At 47.0% G+C, this 18,986-nt stretch carries 14 protein-coding genes, 1 other RNA gene and 2 pseudogenes; 14 read left to right on the plus strand and 3 right to left on the minus strand.

The genetic code is table 11. The features are described 5' to 3' along the window. Positions 1–2: 2 nt before the first annotated feature. The 12 genes and pseudogenes from E1N14_RS07435 to tnpA all read left to right on the plus strand — a co-directional run bounded on the left by E1N14_RS07435 (position 3) and on the right by tnpA (position 15,506). A complete protein-coding gene (locus tag E1N14_RS07435; RefSeq protein WP_025012027.1) occupies positions 3–923 on the plus strand; it encodes a DUF4123 domain-containing protein in 921 nt (306 codons plus the stop codon). Then, positions 920–5,887, plus strand: a complete 4,968-nt coding sequence (locus E1N14_RS22260; RefSeq protein WP_062793954.1) for an RHS repeat-associated core domain-containing protein — start codon at positions 920–922, stop codon at positions 5,885–5,887. The genes E1N14_RS07435 and E1N14_RS22260 overlap by 4 nt, the downstream gene beginning before the upstream one ends. A gap of 8 nt (positions 5,888–5,895) precedes the next feature. After that, complete coding sequence (locus E1N14_RS07445; RefSeq protein WP_025012026.1) at positions 5,896–6,693, plus strand: hypothetical protein; 798 nt, start codon at positions 5,896–5,898, stop codon at positions 6,691–6,693. A gap of 413 nt (positions 6,694–7,106) precedes the next feature. Continuing rightward, positions 7,107–7,799 (plus strand): leucine-rich repeat domain-containing protein, encoded by a 693-nt coding sequence (locus E1N14_RS07450; RefSeq protein ID WP_025012025.1) that lies wholly within the window; start codon positions 7,107–7,109, stop codon positions 7,797–7,799. A 269-nt stretch (positions 7,800–8,068) separates the two neighbouring features. Next, positions 8,069–8,557, plus strand: coding sequence for an Imm26 family immunity protein (locus E1N14_RS07455; protein WP_025012024.1), 489 nt, complete (start codon positions 8,069–8,071; stop codon positions 8,555–8,557). A gap of 333 nt (positions 8,558–8,890) precedes the next feature. After that, entirely contained in the window at positions 8,891–9,670 is a 780-nt protein-coding gene (locus tag E1N14_RS07460; RefSeq protein ID WP_247601008.1) for an MBL fold metallo-hydrolase, read from the plus strand. A 60-nt stretch (positions 9,671–9,730) separates the two neighbouring features. After that, positions 9,731–10,747 (plus strand): GlxA family transcriptional regulator, encoded by a 1,017-nt coding sequence (locus E1N14_RS07465; protein WP_081783000.1) that lies wholly within the window; start codon positions 9,731–9,733, stop codon positions 10,745–10,747. Positions 10,748–11,048: 301 nt separating this feature from the next. Continuing rightward, entirely contained in the window at positions 11,049–11,339 is a 291-nt protein-coding gene (locus tag E1N14_RS22015; protein ID WP_081782999.1) for a DUF2946 domain-containing protein, read from the plus strand. Positions 11,340–11,399: 60 nt separating this feature from the next. Further along, positions 11,400–13,571, plus strand: a complete 2,172-nt coding sequence (locus E1N14_RS07470; RefSeq protein ID WP_174539807.1) for a TonB-dependent siderophore receptor — start codon at positions 11,400–11,402, stop codon at positions 13,569–13,571. Continuing rightward, entirely contained in the window at positions 13,561–14,766 is a 1,206-nt protein-coding gene (locus tag E1N14_RS07475; protein WP_062793952.1) for an acetyltransferase domain-containing protein, read from the plus strand. Before E1N14_RS07470 ends, E1N14_RS07475 begins: the two co-directional genes overlap by 11 nt. Before the next feature lie 45 nt (positions 14,767–14,811). Next, a pseudogene (locus tag E1N14_RS07480) lies at positions 14,812–14,991 on the plus strand (IS3 family transposase); the annotation flags it as partial. A 187-nt stretch (positions 14,992–15,178) separates the two neighbouring features. After that, positions 15,179–15,506, plus strand: a pseudogene (gene tnpA, locus E1N14_RS07485) (IS200/IS605 family transposase). 69 nt (positions 15,507–15,575) lie between these two features. On the opposite strand, the gene E1N14_RS07490 reads toward tnpA, so the two are convergent. From E1N14_RS07490 to smpB, 3 genes are all read right to left on the minus strand, one after another. After that, positions 15,576–16,799, minus strand: a complete 1,224-nt coding sequence (locus tag E1N14_RS07490) for an integrase domain-containing protein (RefSeq protein ID WP_037436616.1) — start codon at positions 16,797–16,799, stop codon at positions 15,576–15,578. Between the two features lie 202 nt (positions 16,800–17,001). Next, positions 17,002–17,356: a transfer-messenger RNA gene (ssrA, locus tag E1N14_RS07495) on the minus strand. 116 nt (positions 17,357–17,472) lie between these two features. Continuing rightward, positions 17,473–17,958, minus strand: a complete 486-nt coding sequence (gene smpB / locus E1N14_RS07500) for an SsrA-binding protein SmpB (RefSeq protein WP_025009743.1) — start codon at positions 17,956–17,958, stop codon at positions 17,473–17,475. Positions 17,959–18,165: 207 nt separating this feature from the next. Between smpB and E1N14_RS07505 the strand changes: the two genes are divergently transcribed. Together E1N14_RS07505 and E1N14_RS07510 are read left to right on the plus strand one after the other, a co-directional pair. Next, positions 18,166–18,603 carry an SRPBCC family protein gene (locus E1N14_RS07505; RefSeq protein ID WP_025009744.1) on the plus strand — a complete coding sequence of 146 codons (438 nt, stop codon included), beginning with the start codon at positions 18,166–18,168 and terminating at the stop codon, positions 18,601–18,603. Further along, a complete protein-coding gene (locus E1N14_RS07510; protein WP_025009745.1) occupies positions 18,593–18,928 on the plus strand; it encodes an RnfH family protein in 336 nt (111 codons plus the stop codon). The genes E1N14_RS07505 and E1N14_RS07510 overlap by 11 nt, the downstream gene beginning before the upstream one ends. Positions 18,929–18,986 lie beyond the last annotated feature (58 nt).

Raw genomic sequence — 18,986 nt, forward strand, 5'->3', positions numbered from 1 at the left:
ATGTGGTAGCAATAGCAGCATTAGAGCAACAACAACTCGATGAACAGCAATGGCGGCAGCTATTGGTCAATGGCTCGGTGTTTTTGCTGGCAGATCCAACACTCAATGAAGCGGTGAGAGGTATAGCCGAATCACAGCTTCCTGAAACTCCCGAGTTCAACCGGCTCTATTGGGGGGAACTGGGAAGGCTGCACGCATCATTGTCACCGTGTCTTATCCGGGCTCATGGCAGTAATTGGGCCGAGTTGCAGCAAAAAATATGTAGCCAACCCGGTTGGGGAATGGCCTGGGTGCTGGAAGGCGATATGCAGGCCTACACGCCACTTCAGCAACTGCAACTATTGGTACATCACTTGCGCAGTTGGACTTGGATAGCAGACGGTGATGACACCCAGTTATTACGCATTGCCGACTGGAAGGTAGCGGAAACCTTGCTGAGTGCCAGTTCGGTTGAAGAAGCCGTTGACTTTTTGGGTCCGGCGGCGGCCTTGGTGACGATTAACGCCGATGGGATCACGCGCTGGCAACCCAAACAGCGTTCACAGTGGCAGTTAGCGCAGCAAAGCACACCCAGAGTGTTGACTGCCCCCCAGTATCAGGCGCTGCGTCAGATGGCTGAAGCCATCACTTATCGTGACTACATGACGCACCTGCAACAACATCATCCCGTGACCAGACAATGGTCCACAGACGACTGCCTCAGTTTTATCTCAAAGCATGTTAATCAGGCCCAGCAGCACGGATTCAGTGGCAAACAGCAGCAGATAAAGTTTCTCACGCTCGCGTGTCTGTTTGGCGATGATTTTTGGCAGTTGCCCTGGGCGAAATCTATCCTCGATGCTCCCAGACAAGGCGCCGAAGACAGGATGTACAAGCTATTTCGCGCAGCAGAGGCCGAATTGGATAAGGAAGTCGCATCATGAGTCAGAATCGCAAGGCAGAGTTGATCTCCAGTGAAGTTGCCGCAGAGCAGAACTTCACCACAGATAATATCTTGCGCGGCAGTTGCGTCGAGTGCGGTTGCACGGCACTGATATTTTATCACTACGATGATGGTCAACCTGTGCCCGAAGCCCCTTTCATACTGACTGACAGTAATAACAAAAAGCTTGAAGGCAAGACAGATAGGAAAGGGCTCTGCCTGATTGAAGAAATGCCCTGTGGCGCTTTCGAACTGCTGCTTGATGAAGGGAGCGATGAGTTTCGCCCCAAAGAAACCGAAGAGAATAACCCGGTTTTACAGGTTAAGCCCGAATATGCTGCCATTGCCGGAGAGTATTTCACTCTGTTCACGCTGCTGCGAAACAAAGGCTTCATTGAATATGACGCTGATGACAGCAGTGAGCGTCATATTGATATTGATGACACCAGTCTGTTTTTGAATGTACCGGATGAATATGAACCCGCCTACGAGCGCTTCTGGGAGTTAAACGACCGGATTAATCGTGGCTCGATGGGATTGCGCGAGGCCATTTATAAAATTCATGTCAGTCTTCCTGCCGAAGTGGTCAGCAAGGCCGGGGACAACAGCGCTATTTTATTGTTCTGTGAAATTGCGCTGGGCTTCATCCCCGTAGTTGGTCAGGCGATGGATATCTACGACCTCGGTGAATGGGGCTGGCAGACATACACTCAGGCAGCGCTAAGAAGCGATCCCATGCACTGGGCCATTGGTGGTCTGGTTCTGGTTGGGTTTGTTCCCGGTGTTGGTGATGCTCTGAAAAAGTCCGGTAAAGCCATTATTGAAGCACTGGCCAAAAACAGTCCGGAAGCGATCCAAGCCGGCATCAAGATGTTGCGTGGTTTATCCAACGGAAACCTGGTGAAGTTTCTCAATAGCTTTGCTGACAAAATCAAAGATGCCGGTGCCAAGGCATTGGAACTGCTGCAACAGATTATCGACGGACTCAAGCTGGCCTTGGTCAATGGCGGCCATTGGATCCTCAGGTTGATGAAAGAGGCATTTGGTTCGCTTATCGACATCATGGTATCCATGGCCGGCAAGCTCAAAGAGATGCTGGACTGGGTCTGCAACAAGGTAAAAGAATTTATTGGCAAGGTGGTTACCCGCCTGACCGGAACTCCCAGACCTAAAAAGACCGAGCATCCTGAAGTGGATTTGAATGCCGGGAAAGACGCTCAAATCCGGGATATGAGTGGGCCCACGGCTGAAGTGGATGCCAGTAACCAGGCATTGCCAGGCGCCAAGGGTAAATGCACCAATGGTTGCCCCATCGATATGGCTACCGGCCATGTCGTTGACTGGCGCACAGATTTCAGTTTGCCGGGAATATTGGCGCTAGGGCTTAAGCGTTTCTATCACTCAGGACCTGATGTCGAACCCGGTATGTTGGGAAGACGCTGGCGCGCGGATTGGGATATGAGCCTGGTGTTAAGTGGTGATCAGGCCACTTTTACTGACGGTGAGTATAACCAGGCGCTGTTTGTCATCCCTGAAGAAGGCGCCGCTCATCGGGCGGCTCATATGCCACAGTGGCGGTTATGCCGCATCGACGGGCTGTTGGTGATGCGCCATTTAAGCGGCATTGACTACACCTTCAATCATGCTTTGGGCAACAAGCTGATGCTGACAGCCATCAGCGATCAGAGCGGTAACAGCCATCATTTTGTTTATGACCGCGGCCAACTGAAAGGGATTTTGCTCAGTGACGGTCGGCGTATCAAGGTGAATGGTAGCCGGCGACGTATTGAACGCCTTGAGTTGCAGACAGCCGATGGCAAGGCGCTGAAAACCTTGGTGGCCTATGAGTACAACGACAAAGGATATCTGACATCATGCCGGGCCGATCCGGGCCACAGCTTTGACTACCAATACTCAGATGAGGGCTGGTTGCTGCGCTGGCAGGACATGAGCTGCACCTGGGTTGAACATGACTATGACAGTCAGGGGCGGGCCATCCGCTCCAGAGGCGCTGACAAGCGCTTTTGTGATGCGTTGCATTACGATGATGATAACCGGATTGTCTATTACCGTAGTCCGCTTGATGGTATCAAAATCTATCACAGGGATGAGCGCAACAATATTATTCGTGTTGTGTTGCCCAATGGCGATACCACCTACAACGAATGGCAGGACAACCAACTGGTATCCCAACGCAATCAGTTGGGAGAGCAACAGGCGTTCAAGCGGGACGAATGGGGGCAACTTGCCGAGCTGACCCAGGCGGACGGCAGTCAGCTTAAGTGGCAGTATGATGAAGCCGGCAGGTTGCTTAGCTTCACCAATGAATTGGGTGCCAGTTGGCAGCATGAGTACGATAGCCGCGGCAATCTGCTGTCGGTGCTTGACCCCTTGGGCCACAGCCGTTACTGGCAGTACAACTCCAAGGGGCAAATGGCCTGGGCGATCGATGCTGATGGCGAGCAGACCGGCTTTGGTTATGACAAGGTGTTAGGCCTGCCCTGCGAAGTCATTTTGCCCGGCGTTGAACCGCTAAAACTGGAATATGACAATCTGGGGCGGATAAGCCGGGTGCTTCAAGGGATCCAGAGTCACAAGTATACTTATTTGGGGCAAAGTGCCCTGGTCACTGGGGTGGTGGACAGCCAAGGCAAACGCCAGCACTTCGAATATGATACCGAAGGCAATCTGGTCAAAGCGACTGATGCCAATGGCAACAGCCAGCAATATCGTTACGGTGCGTTTGACCTGTTGCAAGCCAGTATCGATCCTTTAGGCCATGAACTGCAGCTGTTCTATAACGGAGAATGCCAGTTTGCCGGTATTGCCAACAGCAAAGGTGAGCAGTGGCGATATCACTACAATTCCAGCGGTCAGATTGTTGAAGAGCGTCACCTTGATGGTCGTCGTAACCGCTTCGATTACGATAAGGCCGGCCGGGTAATATGCAAAACCCAGGCTGATGGCAGCAGCATTCATTTCTTCTACGATATCTGTGGCCGTTTGCTGCAAAAGCAAACCCGTAACTCGCAGCAAATGGTGATGAACAATAGCCATTTTGAATACGACGGAGCCGGTCAACTGCTTAAAGGCCGCAATGCCGTGTCTGAGCTGGCGTTTAGCTATGATGCGCTTGGCAGGCTGATTGCTGAAACGCAAAATGGCCAATCGATTGAGTATCAATACACTGCAGCGGGTCGTCCAATTCGTGCCAATGGCTTATTGCTTGAGCAACAGCAGACATGGCAACACGGCCGTTTGGCAACGATTGCCGCTTCTGGGTTTGAGCCGCTGACACTGGCATACGACCGTTATGGCCGGGAAACCAGTCGCAGTAACCAGGCTGGATTCTGCCTGCAACAGGAGTACACCCCGGAGGGACTGCTCAAACGTCAGCACCTGGATGCCTGGAGCCCACAGGGGACAGAGCAGCAACTACCTGGCCGCTTTGGTGGCATTGCCCGCAGTTATGAATATGACGCTCTGAGCCGGATCACCGCCATCGAAGACGGTCACTGGGGCCGCAGTGAATTTACCCAAAATGCCCTTGGGCAAATCGTGGCAGAAAAACGCACCAGCGCCTGGCATACGCGCAGTGAGCGGCGCCAATTCAGCTATGACTCCGAACTCCAACTGACGGCCATAGCCTCTTGGGCTGAGGACGGGCAAAGCAAAGACCAGTTTAGCAACAGTCCCTCAAATAGCACTTCAAATAGCCGGATTATCGACTTCGCCAAAAAGCGCCAGGAAAAGGCACTGGAATATCAGCAAGCCGGGCGGGTAGTGCGTCAGGGAGACAATGTTTTCCGCTACGATGCCAATGGCCGTATGGTCGAGAAAACCCTGAAACGTGATGGTTTCAGGGCTCAGACTAGCTTCTATCATTGGGATGAAGAAGACCACCTCATTCGTGTCAGTCTGCCCAATGGGGATATTTGGCATTATGAATACGATGTCTTTGGCCGCCGCTGTCGTAAATACCGGCAGCAGCCAGCAACGCAGCCAACATCAGCGCAATCATTCACTCAACAAATCAGCCAAGGCGATATCCGTTACCAGTGGTTGGGTGATCAACTCAGCCAGCAGCAAAGTTATTATGCCGATGGCAGTGTGGCAACTACCCAGTGGCTATATGAGCCCGGCAGTTTCAGGCCGTTGGCACAGATAAGGCAACTGGATACACCCAATGACCCCGGCAGGCCCGAATTGCATTATGCGGTGACTGACTTAGCGGGCAATGTTAGGGAGTTGTGCGATCCACAAGGACAAATACACTGGCGTGGCGAACAGGGTTTATGGCAGGACTTCCATCAATGGCGGCTCAGCGGAACCCCGAAAAAGTATCTTGAACAAGCCGCCAATGAGCCTCTACACTGTGACCTGCGCTATCAGGGACAGATTTATGATAGGGAAACCGGGCTCTATTACAACCGGCACAGATATTACGATCCGGAGATTTGCCAATACCTGAGTCCGGATCCGATAGGGCTGGCAGGGGGCACGCGGCCACAGGCCTATGTGCACAACCCGCTCGAATGGGTGGATCCGCTAGGGTTGGCGCAATGTCCAATGCGCGAAGTTAACGGCACTAAAATTTATGGAAAAGGACAAAAAGATGGAACTCCGGGGCACGATCAATTCTCTGAAGTCATTGCCAATAAATTAGCAATGAGCGGGAAATTTAAAGAAGTATATTTAAATAGATCATATAGTTTTGCTAATGGTAAAGGAACGTCCGGAAGGCGACCAGATATAATGGCTGTGGATATGAATGGTAAAGTTCATGCTATAGAGCTTGCATCAAAAACAGATATGGGTAAAAAACTTCCAACACTTACTAGCCGTAATGATACAGCAATGAGCAATTTGCCATTGAATAAACAAGGTGAGGTAATTGTTCTTGAACATCCGTATAATGCTAAAGATATTAAATCAGCATTGGATAACTTGATTTTAGCAATATAGGTGGATATATGTACTCTGGAATAGCCTTATATGACACTGCACGTATAAGCTCAAAAGCTGTGTGTGAACTTGGCGAGCATTTTTTTAATAATCTTGGTTTGCCTATAACTGGTGCTGGATATTATTCCATTTTAGAGAATGGAGATCATCTAGGAGATCATGAGATTATAGAGACATCATTTTCAGATTTGAAGGCGAAAGTTGAAAACGGTGAAGCTACAGCATTCAGAATATATTCTGAACAGGATGGCGTGCAACCGTGGTATGCATCTCTTGGTTATATGACGAGTGAGTTTGGTGGTTTTCACTATATTGATATTCAATATCCAAAAGAAATTGATGATCCTGATGTGGTAAATGAATTTATAAGAGTTGTTTCTGAAGAGAAATCATTCTCTTACGGCATAAAGTACTTCAATGACAAAGTAACCCAGTCATTTTATTATGCCACAGGTGATAATATGGTTAATGTGTTTCGTTGTGAAAATTCATCTTTATTTAAAAGAGAATGCCATAGTAGATTTAAAGGAAAGGAACGTTACAAGGGAAGTATGTTAAGAATGGTATATCCAGTTAACATTATCAATATTAATCATCTTGGTATAACCATTGGTGGTACTACTTTGAAGGAGTGGATCTTAAGTAGTGAGAAACACGGTACTCTGAAAAGCTTAAGTAATAACCTATGGTTGTGGAGAGTTGAATACGATGAACTCGAAAAGTTAAATAACCATCTTGGTGAGCTTGGATTACTAATATCTTGGAAGCCATTGGCTGTAAAAAAAGGCTTCAAAAGCCTATCGTAAATAGATTGGGTAAATTATAAACGGTACTGACAAATCTCCGGATCCGGAGATTTGTCAGTACCTGAGTCCGGATCCGATAGGGCTGTCACAATGGCCATTTATTGGACTAAGTCATGAACGAAAAGCTACTCAGGTAAAGATGCGCTTTCTAAATGTATGAATCTAACATATTGTCGATGGTTGGTTAGCTCCAAGGTAGTATTTACTCCGATTTATGTGCCATAACGAAGCAAAAACGACGTTAGACGTGTAAGATTTTTGTGATTAACAGTGCATCAGCTTTGATAGTGATGGTATTTCGCTACTGAATAAATCATCAGGATTTGGAGCTGTTTCTCCCGAAAAATGGAAAAATGTACCGGGAGTGATGGACCACCAGATTTCAACAATCGCTATTTTAGTTAAGTGATATTATGGATATTCCATCCTTTAAGCAATATATAAAGTCAGCACCAGAAAGTGTATCTGAGTGGCAGGGGTGGGAGAATTCATTACCTACCTTCGACTCCATATTGCCAATATTGGACTATGTTTATAACTCTGAATGGCTGCAAGATGATTGGAAAGCTATAAGGGCATTCATTCGCAAAGGTTATTTAGAACAAAATGAAGAATCTGAATTGGTTAGCGGGGTTAAACATGTTAACATATTCAATTCTAGAGTGAAAAACATAAAAGCAGATGCTGCAATTTCATTAAACTGCTCCATTGTTCGTTCATTAGAGTCAATAAGTTTGTGCTCAGGTTCAACAGAATCATTAAGTATATCCCATGCGAGTAAACTCTCTGAAATTATTGGGAACACTCAGGGTTTAAGTTACGTCTCTTTAAATAAATGCCCAAAGTTAGATTTTGGCTCTATCATTTCAAAGCTCGACAGTGTAAGAGTTTTAGATCTCAGTGGTAACCCACAATTATCTAGTATTGAGGCGTTGCATAGAAATGAAAATGTTTTTGCATTGTATCTAATTGAAACTAGTGTGATGAAGGCTGAAAACACAGTAGAGGTCTTGTCTTCGATGCCAAACTTGAAAAAACTTTGGATTAAAGCAAACAAAAAGGAGTTAGAACTTTTGAGAGAAGTTCTGCCAGGGATAGTAAATTGAGCATGAAAAGACCAAATATTTAGTTTAAAAAGCGAAGAGATCTATTTGAGGGGCACTCTTAACCTGCAAAAAGGAGTAGAGTGCCAATAAAATACAAGCTTATTGCTCACTAAGGTGATCAGTTGGCATTAACCTTGGTTAAAGAGCTGAAGTAAATGTATAGCCGATACATCTTTGCTAAGACGGTTTAGTTTTTGCATTGATCTTTCCCAGAGTTTAAGGCCATGACTTTGATGGGTTTCTTTGATGTCGTTATAAAGAGATAAAAGATGATTTTAAATTCCGGTGATGTTTTCTCGATACCCTTGTTTTTGAATGATGTTAGTGCGATTAAGAATTTTTCACGCTTTGACTTTTCTAAGGAGGGAATGGAGTTTTGTTTCGCTAGGATCATAGAAGACCGAGGCGGAAGTGGAATCCTGATGGAAGTATTTGATTTTTGTTCTAGATTGGATTCTCAAATGGCAGATATTATTAGCCGACCTCGACTTTTTGATCCTGTTGCCGTGGCAGGGGAAGGTATAAAGAAAAAACGGTGGAGGGTTATAGGGACGACTGACTATGATAAAGAAAAAGATTCAAACTACAGTGAAATAAGTTTTTTGATGGGACCAAGAGAGAGTCGGTATCTATGGAAAGGTGGTCAAGAATACCCGCTCAAGGACACTGAATTGACGTCTGTCGAAGAGTATATCATTTGGCCTGCAGTCCAAATCGAGCGAAGAATAGTAAACGAATTGAATAGGAACGGGGCTTAGTACACTAAAATGTATTAGTTCAAATCTAAACTGACAACGGCACCGCTAAAAGTGGGTAACTGTCAGATCAGGTCTGAATCAGTACATCTAATCTGTAGTGAAATAGTTGACCTTTCCCCGAGATTAGTACCAATCTCTTGAGGGGTTGCGGTACTTGATGTCCACCGTCTTGGCGCGTTTACTGATACAGCTGTAGTCTGGGGCTGACCTTACCACTTTTTGGGAAGAGTAATACCATTCTGTCCTGATAACATCTATAAGTGTCCTTATAGCCACTTATGTGACTATATCCCCTCGTATAAAATGGCTCCGTAAAAATAATTCTGGAGCAATATGATGAAAATCACTCAAATTCGTAACGCAACCCAAATTGTCGACTATGCCGGGAAGAGATTCCTTGTTGACCCAATGTTGGCACCAAAAGACACTTACCCTGGGTTTGGCGGGACAGTGAACTCTGATGTGCGCAACCCAATGGTTGAGCTGCCACTCTCTATTGAAGAGATTATTGATGTTGATGCTGTGTTGTTGACCCACACTCACCCAGATCACTGGGATGAAACCGCCGTCAATGTTATCCCTAAAGACAAGCTGATTTTTGTGCAACACGAAGGTGATGAGCAAATTCTGCGCTCTCAAGGTTTTACTAATATACAGATTTTCTCTGAAGAGACCGACTACGACGGCATTTCGTTCACTCGTACTGCTTGTCAACATGGCTCTGATGCTGCTTACGAAAATAAGGAGCTGGGAGAAATGCTGGCTGAAGTAACCGGCGTTATACTATCTCATTCAGATGAAGAAAAGCTCTATTTGGCCGGAGATACTATCTGGACACAGACGGTAGAAGAAACAATGAAACGTGAACAGCCAGACGTGGTCATTCTGAATACTGGCTGGGCTCACGTGATTGGCTATGGTCCGATCATCATGGGTAAAGAAGATGCCTTAAAAACACACGTTGTTCTTCCTCAGGCAAAGATTATTGCTACTCATATGGACGCAGTAAATCACGCACTTGTGACGAGACAGGAGCTTCGCGACTATGCTGAAATCAATTTACTGACTGATTTCGTGTATATCCCGGAAGATGGTGAGACTGTCATTCTGTAGTTTCCAATTGCAATATGCAGGGCTACCATCACTGGTAGCTCTACAATCAGGTCTAAGCGAATGTCTTCTAGAACTCTATCTTTTAAAACACGGCCTCCCAAAGCTTTATCGCCCAAAGCAAAGCAGCACATGCCTAATGTTTCGGTCATTGTCTTTAATGGATTCAGTCCGTTTCATATTTCTGTCCCAAGCATCGTGTTCGGGCGTGATACTCTGGACGAAGCCTTCTTCAATCTACAGTTTATTGCGGGGGAGGAAGGCCCAATTCTGTCTGACATAGGGATGGAAATTCACACTCGAGCCAAGCTCGACTCGCTAGAGAAGGCAGATATCATTATTGTTCCTTATTGGCGAACGATTGATGAACGGCCAAATGTTCAGCTTATTGAGGCATTACGACTTGCTCATAAGAGAGGCGCGTTAATCGTCGGTTTGTGTCTAGGAGGTTATGTTCTGGCTTATGCTGGATTATTAGCAGGAAAGCGTGCCGCAACTCATTGGGAATTGGAGCAAGATTTCACTCATCGTTTCCCGGAAACGTCGCTCGATAACAATGCCTTATATGTAGAAGATGGTGGAGTTATTACATCCGCTGGCACCGCAGCCGGTATTGATTGTTGTTTGTATGTTTTCCGTAAGTATTACAGCAGCATTATCGCGAACCGTATTGCCAGAAGAATGGTGGTCCCTCCTTATCGAGACGGGGGGCAGGCACAATTTATTGAACAACCTATACCGATAACAACATCTGATTCTCGCGTCAATGAGTTAATGGAGCGAATCAGAAACGATATTGGTCATAAATATACTCTTGATGAACTTGCGGAATCAGTGATGATGACTCGCCGTACCTTTACCCGCAAATTTCATAAGGCTACAGGAATGGCGTTTGGAGAATGGCTAGCTTCTGAACGACTCAATCTGGCTCAGGATTTGCTTGAGTCTACTGATCTATCCATTGAGCAAATCGTGGCTAAAACAGGATTTAGTTCAGTGTTGATCTTCCGTGAAAAATTCAAAGAACGCTATGCGGTTACTCCAAACCGTTGGAGAAAAACGTTTCATGATCAGAATTAAGCATTGGTACTAGTGGTTATCAAACGACTCATACTGAGTTGATATAAATTCAACAATTGCTGATTTTATCCACCGCCAAAATACTACAGATGTGCATTTTTCAATACCAAAAGGAGTTTGTTTATGGCTAATTTATTGAATTGGATGGCATTTTTTGGTGGATCATGTCAGATTATAATTTGAGTCGTAATCGTAGTTCTATCCGGCAGTGCACTTGCTTACATTTGTTAAGTAAAGGTATTTGCAACTTTCGTAGGGTGTAACATACAATCGCAAGCCCTTTGGTTTGAGGATGTATGGTTTGAGTTCTGTGATGCAAACGAGGCGCAGATTGGCACTATGGCTTGCAGCCATCTTAGTGTTGCTGTCTGTTGCCTTTGCGGTACACAGTGTTTCCCACCTCAATGAAGATACCAAGGCCCACTGTGCCCTGTGTTTGCATCAGCAGCAATTGCAGTATGCCATCTCATACTCGCCGTTAGATTTCCAAGTTGCTCAACAGGGTGTTATCTCGGTTGAGTTTAATGTTATTTCTTTTAAGACGCCATTTAGGCGCCACTTCCATAGCCGCGCGCCGCCGCTAACAGCCTAACTCCTGCTTTTTATCTATTTCTCTTATTTTTCGAGCGCCTTGGCTTAACTAAGGTGCCCGATGATGTTTATTTTTGGAGTGAAAATGGCTGTTTATGTGAGCCACAATCGCTCGGCATTAGTGCTGGGCGTGGCGTTATTGGCGTTGGATGCGAGTGTTCCCCTAGTGGCCGCCGAGGCTATGCAAACTGATACTGCTGGACTTAATGGCGATATTGAGCGTTTGAGTATTCATTATCGTCAGGCCTACCGCGGCAATGTGCCGGCTACAGAGTTGCCCCAAGCGATTACTGTACTAGATGAGCAACTGATTAAAGATACTGGGCTGACGCGTTTTCAAGACTTATTGGATTACTCCGCCAGTGTCGCTCGGCAAAACAACGGTGGTGGGCTGTGGGATAGTTTTTCGTTACGGGGCTTTCCTGGGAATGAAAATATGCCATCGGGCTATTTAATCAATGGTTTTAATGGTGGCCGGGGCTTTAGCGGTCACAGAGACCTATCGAATGTGGCCTATGTGGAAATCCTCAAAGGACCAGGTTCGGCGCTTTATGGGCGCTCGGAGCCTGGCGGGACTGTGAACATAGTGACTAAAAAGCCGCAGTACGAGACGCAAGGCTATTTAAAAGCGTCCGTGGGGAGTTTTGATCAATATCGTTTGGAAGGGGATTTTACCTCGGGGCTGACCGATACCTTAGCCTTTAGGATCAATGGCGCTTGGCAGGAGCATGACAGTTTTCGCGATTACGTGTTTAGCGATAAAAAGATTGTCACGCCATCGCTACGCTGGCAACTGTCGGATAAGTCATCGCTCCTGTATGAGGTTGAATATCTTAAGCAAGAACAGTTATTTGACCGTGGCGTAGTGGTGCTCAATAACGACTTTAATACCGTGCCCCGTTCGCGGTACTTGGGCGAGCCCAACGATGGGCCAACTAAAGTGGATGCGACTGGGCATCAGCTTACCTATGAGTATGAATTAAATGAGGATTGGTCGCTTACTGCGGGTTACAACTATCGCGATTCGAGTCTGAATGGCTACTCATCGGATGCAGAATTAGCAAAGGGGCGTCAATCCTTATACGACGATGGCCGTACTCTGACGCGGCAGCATCGCTATCGAGATTACGCCTCTGAGGATCATTCTGTGCGGGCCGAACTCAGCGGTCAGTTTGATACTGGCAGCATAAGACACAATCTGCTGCTCGGGATGGATGCCTATCATTACCGACTGAAAACGGGACTCTACCGTTATCGAGGCCAGAAGGGGGCCTATGCCATCGATCTCTTTGAGCCCCAATATGGCGCGACTCAGCCGGAGGTCGGTCTGCTGTATGAAAACCGAGAGACTCAAGATGCCTGGGGCACCTATATACAGGATCAATTGGAGTTAACCGAACACTGGAAACTGCATTTAGGTATAAGGTTTGACCGTTATTCCCAAGAAATCGCAGAGCAGGTGAACGCGAGTCTATCGGATCAAAGCGACCACAGAGTCAGCCCGAAAGTCGGATTAGTTTATCAATGGTCTGAGGCGTTAAGTGTTTACAGCTCTTATTCGGAAGGATTTTTACCGCTTTCTGGCACTGATTATGCGGGTAATCCCTTCGAGCCTGAGGAGAGCAAATCCGTTGAGTTGGGGGTTAAGTTCAACAGCACCTGGTTTGAGTTACCCGTCAATGGCAGTTTAGCTTGGTTTGATGCGCAAAAGAGCAATATCTTGACTTCAGATCCTGTCAATGTGGGCTTTTCGGCGACCCTTGGTGAAGCTAAGAGTACGGGGATTGAATTGGATGTCGCGGCCGAGCTGACAGAGAGCCTACAAGCGACCTTGTCCTATGCTTACCTGAATACACGTACGGCGAACGACAGCCTTAATCTTGATTGGGGTGTGTTAATCCCTGCGGGGAGTCCGCTGGTCAATGTGCCGAAACACACTGGCAGTGTCATTCTCAAGCAGGACTTAAATGATCTTTCTATCGACGGTCATATAGGTGTGAGTTGGCGTTATGTGGACTCACGCTTGGGCGATTCGGCCGATCCGAGTTTTCAATTACCTAGTTATCAGTTACTTGGAATGTTCTTCACTGCTTGGCTTGGCGAAAACTTAAGTCTCGTGATCAATGTCGATAACCTGCTGGATGAGCACTATATTGCCAGTAGTTATTCGGCGCTTTGGGCCGTGCCGGGTGAGCCACGTAACATTAAAGTGAGTGTTAGCTATGAATTCTAATACCACAGTGACACCCTCCGCTTCGCCTGTGGCGCCTCAGCAGCAAGGGCGTCAGCGTATCAATAGCATCGACATGATGCGCGGTTTAGTGATGTTGATTATGTTGCTCGACCATGTGCGGGAGCGGTTTTTCCTGCATATGCAGGTGAGCGACCCAATGGATTTAAGCACAACAAACTGGGCGCTGTTTGTCAGCCGTTTTGCGGCGCACTTTTGTGCGCCGGTCTTCGTCTTTTTAACAGGGGTATCGGCCTGGCTTTACGCCAATCGTGGCTATGGTGAGCCGCGCTCTGCGCGCGAGTTTTTAATCAAGCGCGGACTCTTCTTAATAGCCCTCGAAGTGCTGGTGATTAATTTCTCTTGGATGGGCAATTATCACACCCTGTGGCTGCAGGTGATTTGGGTGATAGGACTTAGCATGTTGGCCCTAGCGGCATTAATCAATCTCCCAAGGTTGTGGATGGTATTATTGGGGCTATTGATTGTCTTTGGCCATAACCTATTGTCGCCTATTCATTTTACGACAGATGATTGGGGCTATAGTCTGTGGACGATACTGCATGACCGAGGTTATTTGATTGCCGAGGGCGAGCTAAAGCTGAAGATAAGTTACCCAGCCTTACCTTGGATTGGTGTGATTTTATTGGGCTATGTGGCTGGCCCCGTCTTTGGCCGAGGGGTAGAAGCGTGGCAGCGTCAGCAAAAATTAATACTGCTAGGGCTTGGCTGTGTAGTGCTGTTTGGGTTGTTGCGTGGGTTAAATATCTACGGCGAGACGCTGCCTTGGCAGTTTGGCGATACTCTAGGCCAAACCTTAATGTCGGTATTTAATCTAACTAAGTATCCGCCATCACTTAGTTTTTTGTTGGTGACCTTGGGCGGGATGTTCTACGGCTTAGTGGTGTTTGAGCGCTATTTTGCCGCAGGCAGCGTATTAGGTAGGATGGGGCAGAGGTTAGCTGTGTTTGGCTCAGTGCCTATGTTCTTCTATATCTTGCATTTATATGTGTTGCTGTTGCTGTATTCGCTGGCTAAATGGTTATTTGGCGCAAACCATGGTGAGCTTTTTGGTGTGGCGCATATGGGGTGGGTGTGGCTGATAAGCTTAGTCTTGATCCCCTTGCTCTATTACCCAGTACGCTGGTTTAGCCGTTATAAAGGGCAAAGTCAGCAGGCTTGGCTTAAATATCTCTAAACTGGCTTACGCTCAATTAATCCTCAATAAAAGTGGTAACGCCAGCGGCTAACGGCGCTGGCGACTCAATATCCTCGCTATGGGTATCTGATGCTGCATGGTTTGCTCAGAGGTGAAGGCTGGGTTCCGAACCGTAAACGTACATATCGCCTCTACACCGAGGAAGGCTTGCAGGTCAGGAGGAAGAAGCGCAAGAAGCTAACCCGGCCAAAACAGCCCATGGAGGTGTCAACGGCACCCAAAAACCGGGTAACTGTTAGATCAGGTCTGATCTAGTACATCTAATGAATTTATTGTCACCCCAAAACCACCTCCTATGGAGGTGGTGATCGTCAAGTCGGGGCTCAGCCCGAAGAGTGCCCATACTGCATACTGACTCGGTTTGTTACCAGCAAATCAAGGAGTAAGCAGTATGAGCCGATATGAAAGTGCATCGCACGTCTTCTATCGCTGTCAGTATCACATTGTATGGACGCCAAAGTATAGACACAGGATCTTGAAGGGCCGAGTTGGGCAGGAGGTTTGTCGAAGTATTTATATCTATAGCGGTATGAAGAAGTGTCGGATAGTAGAGCTAAATGTCCAGATAGACCATGTTCACTTACTGGTGAGACTTCCGCCAAGCTTGAGTATCTTCAGTGGGAGCAAACGAAGAGATCATTCGTCGATATGTAAGGTATCAACAGAAAGTAGAGGCAGAGGAATCAAACGGTCAGATCAAGCTTGGTTTGGATGGGTGATTCTTTTAGCCCCCTTCTAGGGGGCTGTTCAAAGCCACCTGCTATGCAGGTGGATTTTTTACTGAAACGTCATCGTTTTGATGCGACGGATAAATTTCCATCAGCAGCTGTCTCAATGTACTCACTCCACCAGTTCATCATAGGACGTCGCCGCTCCAGGAAGTCGGAGCGGTTATATGCCGCCCGTACTGAATTGGCATCGACATGTGATAACGCTGATTCGATAAGGTCAGATTCAAACCCTTCTTCATTGAGAATGGTGCTTGCTAAGGAGCGAAGACCATGGCTAACAAGTCTTCCACCATATCCCATACGTTTTAAGGCCATATTAGCTGTCTGCGTATTGCAGTGAGTTTTTGGATCTCTATCTGATGGAAATATAAATTCTCTGTGGCCACTTATTGGCTTGATGGCTTCGAGTATGCCGAGCATCTGTTGGGTAAGCGGAATAACGTGCACTCGACGCTTTTTCATCTTCTCTGCAGGTATTGTCCAAATTAGCTTCTCCAAATCTAATTCATCCCAGCGTGCCATGGCGGCTTCAGAGGGACGTGTCATAGTGTGTAACTGCCACTCTATAAGACAGCGTGTTACACGTTTAATGGAAGCTTGGGAAAGCGAGCGCATGAGTTCGGGGAGCTCTGATGGGGCTAGGGTAGCCATGTTCTCTTTTTTGGGCTTCTTAAATGCAGTATGAATTTTTACTAACGGATTCGCTACGATGTAACCGGAGTTGACACCATGGTTCATAATTTCATTTAGCCGCTGACTCAGGCGTTTAATGGTCTCTAAACTGCCTGAAGCTTCTATTGGTCGAAATAGCTTTATGACGTTTGGAGCGGTGATTTTAGTGAGTGGGTAGTTACCAAATTCAGGGAAAACATGTCTCTCTAATGAGCGCCAAGTTTTAGTGGCATGATCTTCTGTTACTTCGTGCTTTTTAATCTCTAACCATTCAGCTGCAACATTCCTCAGCGTGTACATAGTTTCTTGTTTGTTTTTGAGTGATTCTTGTTCGCGTTTTTCTTTCGGGTCTACACCTGTTGCTACTAGTTGTCGGTATTCCAAAACTAACTCGCGCGCTTTCGCTAGACCAATTTCAGGGTAGGGACCAATACCTATATTAACCCGCTTTTTGGTGATGGGATGATAATAGTTGAAGTTCCAAAGCTTAGAGCCGTTAGTTCTGACTCGTAGTTGTAACCCTCCACCATCAGATAAGACAATGTCCTTAGGGCCTGGCTTTTGATTCTTGATTTGGGTGTTGGTGAGACGCGTTGTGCTGGTGGCCATATTTACCCCCGATAGCCTCAAGTTGGATAATTTATAATCATGGTATTCCAAGAGTAAGTCAAATCACCTTGGAATACCGTTTGGAATACTAAAGCTGTGAGATTCAGTGAGACTATTTGATACGTTTTGGTACGCAATCTGTTGATTTTGTTGTTTTTTAGGCAATAAAAAAGACGTCCGAAGACGTCTTTTTACTTTGAATTGGTGGAGGCGGCGGGACTTGAACCCGCGTCCGAAAAACCTACGCTCAAGGCGCTACATGCTTAGTCTCTCTTTTGTTTAACCGGTCGAACTCCGAAAGACAGGATTCCAAACGGTGAGCCTGGTACTGTTTCGCGGTTCACCCCCAGACAAGGTTCCCTCGCTAGCACTATGTAAGGTGACCATCAAATCCACTGCCCATGTGCGAGACCTGTGGTAGATGGCTAGCGGCCTTAGGCTGCTAGAGCGTAGTTATCGTCGTTTGCAACTATAACTGTGCGGCTTTTTACGAGGCCAACCGCCCCTCGGCATGCTCCCGGAGTTTCGCGAATCCCGTCGAATCCAGAATCGCCCCCGTGATGTTTTGATTGTAACCCCTTTACCGCCGGCTTACCAAGGCTTTAATTGACAAAGGGCAATCACTTGCTGGTTATCCGCACAATTTGCGTGCGAAATAACGGCAAAATATCAGTTACTTGCTTTTCATGACCCGGGCTTTCTCGATAGCCCAGTCACGTTGTTTAATATCATCGCGCTTATCGTGGGCTTTCTTACCTTTACCCAAGCCTATCTCAACCTTGACCCAGGCACCTTTGCGCCAGTACATGGAGATAGGCACTATGGCGTAACCCTGTCTTTCAACCAAGCCGGCCAGACGGTCCAGCTCACGGCGATTGAGCAGCAGTTTACGCATGCGGGTCGGGTCGCAGACCACATGAGTCGATGCCGCGCTGAGTGGGGTGATATTACAGTTGTGCAGGAAGGCTTCGCCATTTTTCAGCATGACAAAGCTTTCCGACAGATTCACCTTGCCGGCGCGGATGGATTTGACCTCCCATCCCATCAGGGACAGACCGGCCTCGAATTTTTCATCGAAGCGATATTCAAAGGTCGCACGCTTGTTCCGGGCAATGGTTGCCGGAGCGTTTGCGGATTTTTTTGCATTCTTCTTAGCCATAGGCTGGCTATTATACGCAGCAGCCACCAATTTGGAATTGGCCTGGAAGAATATTTTGAGTTGTGGGCAGTAGCTTAGGGTTTTGTTGCTGGCTTTTTGAGCGCTTATGGTGGCCGCTCCCATTGCGATGGAACAAAGGATGCGTTTTTCGGCCGGCGTGCTAAAATCCGGGTCTGTTTTTGATCAGCCAAGAGTATCAACCAACGGATGCCACAGATTTCCCGCAGTGTTCTGGTGCGTTACAGTGCGATGCAGATGTACCAGCTAGTCAATGATGTCGAGTCTTATAAAGAGTTTCTTCCCGGTTGCGTTGGCGGTAAGGTGCTGGAGTTTGATGGCAAAACCATGCTGGCATCGGTGGATATCAGTAAGGCCGGGATCAGCAAAACCTTTACCACCCGTAATCAGGTGGTGGAAGGCAAGAGTATCGAGCTGCAACTGGAGAATGGTCCTTTCAAGCATTTGACCGGCCATTGGTATTTTACCGAATTGGCCGAGGATGCCTGTAAGGTGGAGTTTGAGTTGAATTTTGAGTTCTCCAGCTCCTTGGTTGGTATGGCATTCGGCAAGGTGTTCAAAGAGTTGGTTACCTCTATGGTGACGGCTTTTACTCAACGGGCGAAGGAAGTATACAGTGGCAAGTGAACAGGAAAAATTCAGTGTCGATGTCATTTATGCATTACCGACACAACAGAAGGTGATCAGTGTTTCCGTGACGCCGGGTACCAGTTTTATTGAGGCTGTGCGTCAGAGTAACATCCAGGCCTTTTTCCCAGAGATTGATTTGGAAACGGTGAAACTCGGCACCTTCAGCCGTCAGGTCAAACACGATGAAGAAGTTGAGCCCGGGCAGAGAATCGAAATCTATCGCCCCTTGATTGCCGACCCCAAAGAGGTGCGCCGCAAGCGCGCCGAAAAAGCAGCCGAGGAAGGGCGCATCAATAAAGTGACCGGCGCCAAAATCAGCTGAGTGACTTGAGTAAAAGCAAGATATTAAAAAAGCGCCTGTTGGCGCTTTTTTAATATCT

The organism is Shewanella algae (assembly GCF_009183365.2).
Classification (GTDB): domain Bacteria; phylum Pseudomonadota; class Gammaproteobacteria; order Enterobacterales; family Shewanellaceae; genus Shewanella; species Shewanella algae.

Excerpts from the sequence above, each read along its gene's own strand:
- E1N14_RS22260 (WP_062793954.1), top strand. The coding sequence starts at position 920 with ATGAGTCAGAATCGCAAGGCAGAGTTGATCTCCAGTGAAGTTGCCGCA.
- E1N14_RS07445 (WP_025012026.1), top strand. The coding sequence starts at position 5,896 with ATGTACTCTGGAATAGCCTTATATGACACTGCACGTATAAGCTCAAAA.
- E1N14_RS07450 (WP_025012025.1), top strand. The coding sequence starts at position 7,107 with ATGGATATTCCATCCTTTAAGCAATATATAAAGTCAGCACCAGAAAGT.
- E1N14_RS07455 (WP_025012024.1), top strand. The coding sequence starts at position 8,069 with ATGATTTTAAATTCCGGTGATGTTTTCTCGATACCCTTGTTTTTGAAT.
- E1N14_RS07460 (WP_247601008.1), top strand. The coding sequence starts at position 8,891 with ATGATGAAAATCACTCAAATTCGTAACGCAACCCAAATTGTCGACTAT.
- E1N14_RS07465 (WP_081783000.1), top strand. The coding sequence starts at position 9,731 with ATGTCTTCTAGAACTCTATCTTTTAAAACACGGCCTCCCAAAGCTTTA.
- E1N14_RS07470 (WP_174539807.1), top strand. The coding sequence starts at position 11,400 with ATGATGTTTATTTTTGGAGTGAAAATGGCTGTTTATGTGAGCCACAAT.
- E1N14_RS07475 (WP_062793952.1), top strand. The coding sequence starts at position 13,561 with ATGAATTCTAATACCACAGTGACACCCTCCGCTTCGCCTGTGGCGCCT.
- E1N14_RS07490 (WP_037436616.1), bottom strand. The coding sequence starts at position 16,799 with ATGGCCACCAGCACAACGCGTCTCACCAACACCCAAATCAAGAATCAA.
- smpB (WP_025009743.1), bottom strand. The coding sequence starts at position 17,958 with ATGGCTAAGAAGAATGCAAAAAAATCCGCAAACGCTCCGGCAACCATT.
- E1N14_RS07505 (WP_025009744.1), top strand. The coding sequence starts at position 18,166 with ATGCCACAGATTTCCCGCAGTGTTCTGGTGCGTTACAGTGCGATGCAG.